Origin of the sequence: Bradyrhizobium sp. NAS80.1 (genome assembly GCF_001908205.1) — a bacterium.
In the GTDB taxonomy this organism is placed as follows: domain Bacteria; phylum Pseudomonadota; class Alphaproteobacteria; order Rhizobiales; family Xanthobacteraceae; genus Bradyrhizobium.
In genome coordinates, this window is record NZ_LGHL01000332.1 from 1 (window position 1) to 6,637 (window position 6,637).

Here is a 6,637-nt window from a genome sequence, read left to right on the forward strand (position 1 = left end):
GGCTTCAACTTAGACGACGAACTGAAGAATGTAATTCTAGCCGTGTCTCGATCATTCGCGTTTTTACACAGCCAGGGTCATTCGCGACGACCCCCACCGATCATGAGCGACATCCGATGTCCGCTTCGTCCCGCTTGCGACCGAAACGGCGTGGCACCGCAATATGTCGCAAAGGGCCATTTCCGGACTCATGCGCCGCAACAAAGAATAGTCCTATTCGATCACCTCGTCGGCGATCGCTAAGAGCGTCGGCGGAATCTTAATGCCGAGCGCTTTCGCGGTTTTGACGTTAATGATCAACTCCAGTTTAGTAGGAAACTCGACTGGCAGATCGCCAGGTTTTGATCCCTTTAGGATTTTGACGACGTAGGTGGCTGCGCGGCGAAAGCACTCGGCTAGATCGACTCCGTAGCTGATGAGGCCCCCGGCCTCGACATGTTCTCGGAAGGCATAGACCGCCGGCAGTCGCCTCGCGGCGGCAAGCGCGGAGATCCGCTCCCGCTCGTTGAAAAACATGGGGTCGGTCTGCACGACGACCGCCTGAACACGGCTGTCGGCCAAGGCACGAAATGCCGCGTCAAGGTCGTCCGGAACACGGACTTCGGTCGGATGCAGCTCGAGGCCAAGAGGCCGATTCGCAAATTCCAGCTCTTCCCGGTCAATGACCACTGGGCCGGCAACGTTCACTAGAAATCCGATTTTGCGGGCACCAGGAATCACCTGAAGGGCCAGCTCCAGTTGCTTGCCAACCAAACTCTCGGTGCGGAACAAGACTCCCGTTACGTTGCCTCCTGGATGCGACATGCTGGCAATTAAGCCAAGGTGCATGGGGTCTGCAAGAAGTGGACAAACGACCGGAACGGTTTTCGTCAGCGCCGTCAGGGAGACGACAGCAGGAGTGGCCGTTGCCAGGATCACATTTGGTCTTAAATCAACCACCTCCCGTGCAATCGAGGACAATCGATCCAAATAGCCCTCTGCGGAGCGGTACGCAAAGTCGAAATCCTGACCCTCGATGAAATCAAGCTGTCGCAGTCCTCGCACAAAGGCATCCAGCAAGCGCAGATTGCGCTCCCGAGCGACCAGGCTCATCAATCCGATCACAGGCCGCTTAACCAAATGCTCTGCCTGCGCCGCGAGCGGCCACGCCGTCGCGCCACTTAGGAGCGCAATGAACTTGCGCCGCTCTATCTGCGAGATAGACATCGCCCCCCCCGCATTTGGTTAATACTGCCTGATCTCCAGCCTAGCACGTTCAGCGAACGAAAGGGCTGACCACTAAGTTCGCAGGCGGATCAGGTGGAGGCGTGTCTCGCGAGGCACAAATGACCGCTAATGGGTCACCAGCGCAGGTTTGCCCTTCAGCCCGAGATTCCGGTCTACCCCAAATTTCGGACATGTCTCTGCACCGCAGCAAGTGTCGCGAAGGGCCATCACCGGAAGTGCCAACCCTATTCGATCACCTCATCGGCGCGGGCGAGCAGCGCGGGCGGCAAATGAAGACCGATTTGCTGCGCCGCCTTTGTGTTGATGAGAAATCGGAACTCGGTCGGTTGATAGATGGGGATGTCACCGGGGCTCTTACCTCTCAATATTTGAGCCGCCTGCCCAGCGGCATAGCGGCTCAGAGCTAACTGGTCGACGTGATAGGCCATCAAGCCGCCTGCAACGACAATGTCGCGGAAGGGATACATGGCGGGAACGCGCAGCGCCGCCACGCCATTGACTAGTGACGTCATATTCGAGAGATGCTCTGCCTCATCAGATACAACCATCGCGTCTAGCGATGCAGTACCAGCAACATCAAGGGCTGCCGTATAGGCGTTTTGGTCGAGCGCGTCGCCCAAGTTCACATGCAGTAACGTAACATGTTCCATCTGAGCCGCTTCTCTAATCGCAGAACCGTTTCCTCTGCCCCACGTTCTTAAAGATGCTATGAACCCTACCCTCGACGCGTTTGGCTTTGCCTCAAGCAAGAGCGAGAGGCGTTTGCCTTGTATCTCAACTCCGGCGTCGGTAGCGACACCTGTGAAGTTACTCCTCGGTCTTGCCAAACTTGCAACACGGTGTCCCAGCGCAAACGGGTCACTGCTGAATGCCAATATTGGTATGTCCGAGGTCAGGGCTTCCAATTCTGCGGCTATTGTACCGTGAGAAGTGAAGATTACGTCCGGGCGAGTTGCCACCACGGTGCGGGCCACACTCGCATACTCCCTGACCTGCCCCTTGCCTGAATAGAGGTCTGCCGCAAGGTTCTGTCCAATAGCAAAACCTTGTCGGCTCAACTCCTCAAAGAACACGCGGAAAAAGGGGTAGCTGAGTATCTGATCTACAGGCACGGCAGCCGCGATGATTGCTATGCGCTTCACTTGCTGTGCAAAAGTAGTCGAAATCGGAGCCCACACGCCTGCGGCGGCTCCAACAAGGCCTATGAACTCCCGCCGTCGCATGTGTCCCTCCCTGCAAGGACAACGCCTGTGGGAAACGGAATACCCTAACACCTTGTCGTGGGATTGTGAGGTGCTTTGAAGGTTCGCTTCGGGTCATTCGCGACCGAATCGGGCCAGCGGGAAATCCGGGGCAGGTCCGCTATGCCGCTGGAAGCGGAAGTGAGAACTCGCTATTCGCGCGACATAGTAGTCAGGCGCAACATCGACGCGGTCGTGGATCAGATTCGGCGAGGTCGCTAAGGCGTTTCGGCTGCCTTTACGCAATCGCCTTCAGAACTCTTTAACGTTCTACAGCGCAAGGACTGGTTGCTGGCCAGCGGCGGTGGCCAGCACGCGATTCCATTTAGAATTCCAACGCCTTCGTCGCTGCCCGAGTCACTGGTCGAGATCGCTTGCCCAGTTGCCGGAATTGCTTTCGTTGGACCTCGCTATGCACTTTCGAAGTTCCAGCGGCATAGTTGCCGAAGTTGCATAGCACATCTGGAGCGCCTCGACCAATCTCCCTCTCGCCAACGCGTCCGACCGATTACCGAATGTGATCCAGCATGGATCGGCAAAAACGTTGGGGGGGTGGAGGTGGGCGATGGCTGCGGCCCGGGCTTCGGCAGCCGTTACCGAGGAAGCAACCATGAGCATATTCAGAGCAGTCTGGGGCGCTCTTGTCGTGTTGTGTGCCGCCACGACAATGGCGGGCATTCCCGCCTCCGCCCAGCAGGGAGCAAAACCCAACATCCTCTTCATCATGGGCGATGACATCGGCTTCATGCAGCCGAGCATCTATCACCAGGGCCTGATGGTCGGGGAAACGCCGAACATCGATCGCATCGGGCAGGAAGGTGCAAAGTTCATGGACTACGTTGCCATGCAGAGCTGCACATCCGGCCGAAATGCCTTCTTCACCGGCATGTATCCGGTGCGCACCGGCATGATCCCGCCGCAGCTTCCCGGCAGCCCGTCGTATCTGCGGCCGGGTACCCCGGCGCTCGCCAAGTTCCTGCTCGATCTCGGTTACAACACCGGCCAGTTCGGCAAGAACCACCTGGGCGACCACACCGACGCGCTGCCGACCGCGCACGGCTTCCTGGAATACTGGGGCTACCTCTACCACCTCGATGCGATGCAGGGCGTGAGCTTCCCCGACATCAACAAGACCCCGACCGAGCAGGGGTTCGCGCCACCCTGCAAGAACACGCCGGTCCCGGGCCTGCCCGAGGTCACAGGCGCCGTCGACCAGAACACGACGACCTGCCTGATGCCCCCGCGCCCGATCATTTCATGCAAATCGTCCGATGGCACGGGCAAAAACCAAACGTGCCACGACGAGGGCCCGCTGACGTTGGAGCGCTCGAAGACCGTGGACGAGGAGATCTCCGCCAAGGTGATCGACTTCCTCGACCGCAACGATCCCCGCAAGACCAACAAGCCGTTCTTCGTCTGGTACAACCCGGCGCGCATGCACATCACGACCGTGCTGTCGGACAAGTATCAGGCCATGGTGGGCATACCGGGCGGCAAGGACTGGGGCGTCAACGAAGCTGGCATGAAGCAGCTCGACGACAACATCGGCCTCGTGCTCAAGAAGCTCGACGACATCGGGCAGACCAATAACACCATCGTGGTGTTCACGACCGACAACGGCGCCGAGGCGATCACCTTCCCGGACGGCGGCGTTACCCCGTTCAAGGGCCAGAAAGGCGAGGCTTGGGAAGGCGGCTACCGCGCGCCGCTGGTGATCCGCTGGCCGGGGCACATCCAGCCGGGTACGATCAAGAACCAGCTGTTTGCGGCACTCGACTGGCTGCCCACCCTGGTCGACGTCGCCGGTGGGCCAAAGGGCGACGAGTTGAAAAAGCAGATCGAAGGCGGGCAGTACCCGGGCATCGTCAAGACGACGCTCGACGGCTTCGACCAGCGCAACTACCTCGAGGGTACGTCGCAACAATCGGCGCGCGACCACTTCTTCTACTACTCGGGGTCAACGCCGTCGGCGGTGCGCTACAAGAACTGGAAGATGTATTACACCATGTCGAAGTCTGGAGCGACCGCGTGGCTGGACCCGCTCGTGCAATACCACTTCACCCTGGTGCAGAACATCAAGCGCGATCCGTTCGAGCAGTATGTAACGTTTGATGGGAAGTCGGCCATGAACTTTGGCGGTGCGCTGGGGTCCCCAGCGACTGCCTTCATATACGATTTCAACATTCTGCCCGTTGGGCAACAGCTGTGGCTGCAGCATCTGCTGAGCTTCAAAGCGTTCCCGCCGCTGCAGGCTCCCGAGACCTTCAACCTGGAAGGCGTCATGAAGGAGGTACAGTCCTCCGGACACGCGAGCGAATAGGTGCTTGCGACCAAAATGGTGTAACGAAGCGGGCGCTCCCGGCGGGTGCCCGCTACCAATGCCGCACATCATTGTCGCCGCATGGCGTCGGCTATGACCAACATAAAGAGCGATGTTGCCAGCGTTCGAAGAGGGGCTACGCCACGGGTATGTGGGTCAAATCCAGACAGGTTCGGACGCAAACGTTCGCTCTTGGACCGGCCGATCACTCGGGCGAACGTCGCCTTCGGGTCATTTGCGTCGCTTTGGCCACGTGTCGGCAATTTCCGCTCTGCTCCTCACAGCCGAATTGTTGACGTCCGCTGGATTTCGTCAGTAAGGGCCAAGGGTGGCCTTCGCGCCCCCTAATCAAAGCGGATGGGGCGTTCCGTCGTTGATCACTGGTCTCGTTCCAGCTTGGCCAGCAATAGCTCCTCGAGATCCTCGGGTACGGCGAGTCGCCGGATCACTTTCGGCCAGAGTTCAATAGGCGGCGAGGCAAGCAGGTCCTTAGACAGCGTCACGAGGTGAAGATCGTCGTTGAGATGCGTTCTAAGCCCGCAATGCTGTGCATGGCATGCGACACGCGGACGGCATTCGCGATAATGGCAGACACGACCAAGGTAACGTCCGGCGGTATCAGCGAGGAAGATGTCGGCCCCGAGGTTAATGGTCTGCGCTAACCCCTGAAGGCGCCGGCCGGCGCGCGCTAGTTGGACCAGATCCATCGCCCGCTCAACCGTCACGAGAAGATCGACGTCCTTCGGGACGGCCTTAGCGGTTGCCAGGGAGCCCAAAAGGGCAACGCGCAGTACACCCGGACAGAGACGCGCAGCTCGCACAAAAGAATAAGCCCCAAGAAGCAACGGCCGGCGCGGCTCGGCAACCGAGGGAGAGGGCTCGCGATGTCGATGCCACATTTTGCTCATGCAGCGTCCTGCACGGAAAAGTACGTCATGCGCCTTAATATTCGTCATATTCGTCGAGGTCGGCCGCGTACCATATGCTATTTAATTCGTCAGCTATTCCCCAGCCGACCGGCCTTGCGCGTGACCTAAGGTTTCCAAGGCGCTTAGCGTAGGCCCGCTGCTCGGCTACCGGTAGATCCAGGACACGTTTCACGGATTGGTCATACATGCGGATCAGCGCGACAAGGTAACGCTCATCTTCAAAGCCGCAAGACCCAAGGAAGCTGAACGCCTCCTCGCAATAAAAGATCGACAATTCGGCCAGCCCAACCGGCTCTCCTATCGCCTTTTTATAGTCCCCGATTGCCTTCTTGGCCCTTGATATCGATACAGACCGGCTCCTCATCAAGTCTGGGCAAATCGAACGCGAGATAATCATCTTGAAGCGAGCAAGCTGATCGGAACCCAGGCCTAAACGGGCATGCAGGAATGCCCTGTTGTCCTTGTCCACGGCGTAGAGGTCTTGGACCAACCCGAGGAGACCCGCGCGGTCGAAGGATTGAAGCGCCGCCTTAACGGCCTTCCAGCTTGGCAGCGTGCTTTTCTCGTCGACCACGATCACAAAAATCCTTCGACGGTTTGGCGCATCAGATTACCAAACGCGCGGTGGCTTCGAACCAGGTCACCCTGTGCGCTCTCGACCGACGTCCGCTTGCCCCCAAGAGCGACTGATTGTTGCGCGCACGTCGAAACGACGCGACGGGCCATTTGCAGACATCTAAAGTCTTCAGCGCGTGATCGGAATGCCGGACATCGGTCCGAAACGAAGAGACCGTCACCAATCCTTGAACGTTGGCTCGATGCATCCACCGCAGACCCAAGGAAACGTCCAATCCGCGGTGCGTTTGGCACTGTCCGGGACGTACTTGCTCCAGGCATCCGCCCTGTCCGGATTGATTGAT

Annotated in this window: 5 protein-coding genes; 1 reads left to right on the forward strand and 4 read right to left on the reverse strand. The window is 58.8% G+C overall.

Annotated elements, in window-relative coordinates; all coding sequences use genetic code 11:
• Positions 1 to 213 precede the first annotated feature (213 nt).
• Together AC629_RS42940 and AC629_RS42945 are read right to left on the reverse strand one after the other, a co-directional pair.
• Positions 214 to 1,206 carry an ABC transporter substrate-binding protein gene (locus AC629_RS42940; RefSeq protein ID WP_084810650.1) on the reverse strand — a complete coding sequence of 331 codons (993 nt, stop codon included), beginning with the start codon at positions 1,204 to 1,206 and terminating at the stop codon, positions 214 to 216.
• A gap of 245 nt (positions 1,207 to 1,451) precedes the next feature.
• Positions 1,452 to 2,405, reverse strand: a complete 954-nt coding sequence (locus AC629_RS42945) for an ABC transporter substrate-binding protein (RefSeq protein WP_168195736.1) — start codon at positions 2,403 to 2,405, stop codon at positions 1,452 to 1,454.
• A gap of 730 nt (positions 2,406 to 3,135) precedes the next feature.
• On the opposite strand from AC629_RS42945, the gene AC629_RS42950 reads away from it, so the two are divergent.
• Positions 3,136 to 4,788 (forward strand): arylsulfatase, encoded by a 1,653-nt coding sequence (locus AC629_RS42950; protein ID WP_210419214.1) that lies wholly within the window; start codon positions 3,136 to 3,138, stop codon positions 4,786 to 4,788.
• Positions 4,789 to 5,165: 377 nt separating this feature from the next.
• On the opposite strand, the gene AC629_RS42955 is transcribed toward AC629_RS42950, so the two are convergent.
• Positions 5,166 to 5,696, reverse strand: coding sequence for a hypothetical protein (locus AC629_RS42955; protein WP_245332189.1), 531 nt, complete (start codon positions 5,694 to 5,696; stop codon positions 5,166 to 5,168).
• 34 nt (positions 5,697 to 5,730) lie between these two features.
• Positions 5,731 to 6,291, reverse strand: a complete 561-nt coding sequence (locus AC629_RS48020) for a hypothetical protein (protein ID WP_210419213.1) — start codon at positions 6,289 to 6,291, stop codon at positions 5,731 to 5,733.
• Positions 6,292 to 6,637: the final 346 nt, after the last annotated feature.

Bases quoted from the DNA above. Each gene is read 5' to 3' on its own strand.
- AC629_RS42940 (WP_084810650.1), bottom strand. From the start codon at position 1,206: ATGTCTATCTCGCAGATAGAGCGGCGCAAGTTCATTGCGCTCCTAAGT.
- AC629_RS42950 (WP_210419214.1), top strand. From the start codon at position 3,136: ATGGCGGGCATTCCCGCCTCCGCCCAGCAGGGAGCAAAACCCAACATC.
- AC629_RS42955 (WP_245332189.1), bottom strand. From the start codon at position 5,696: ATGAGCAAAATGTGGCATCGACATCGCGAGCCCTCTCCCTCGGTTGCC.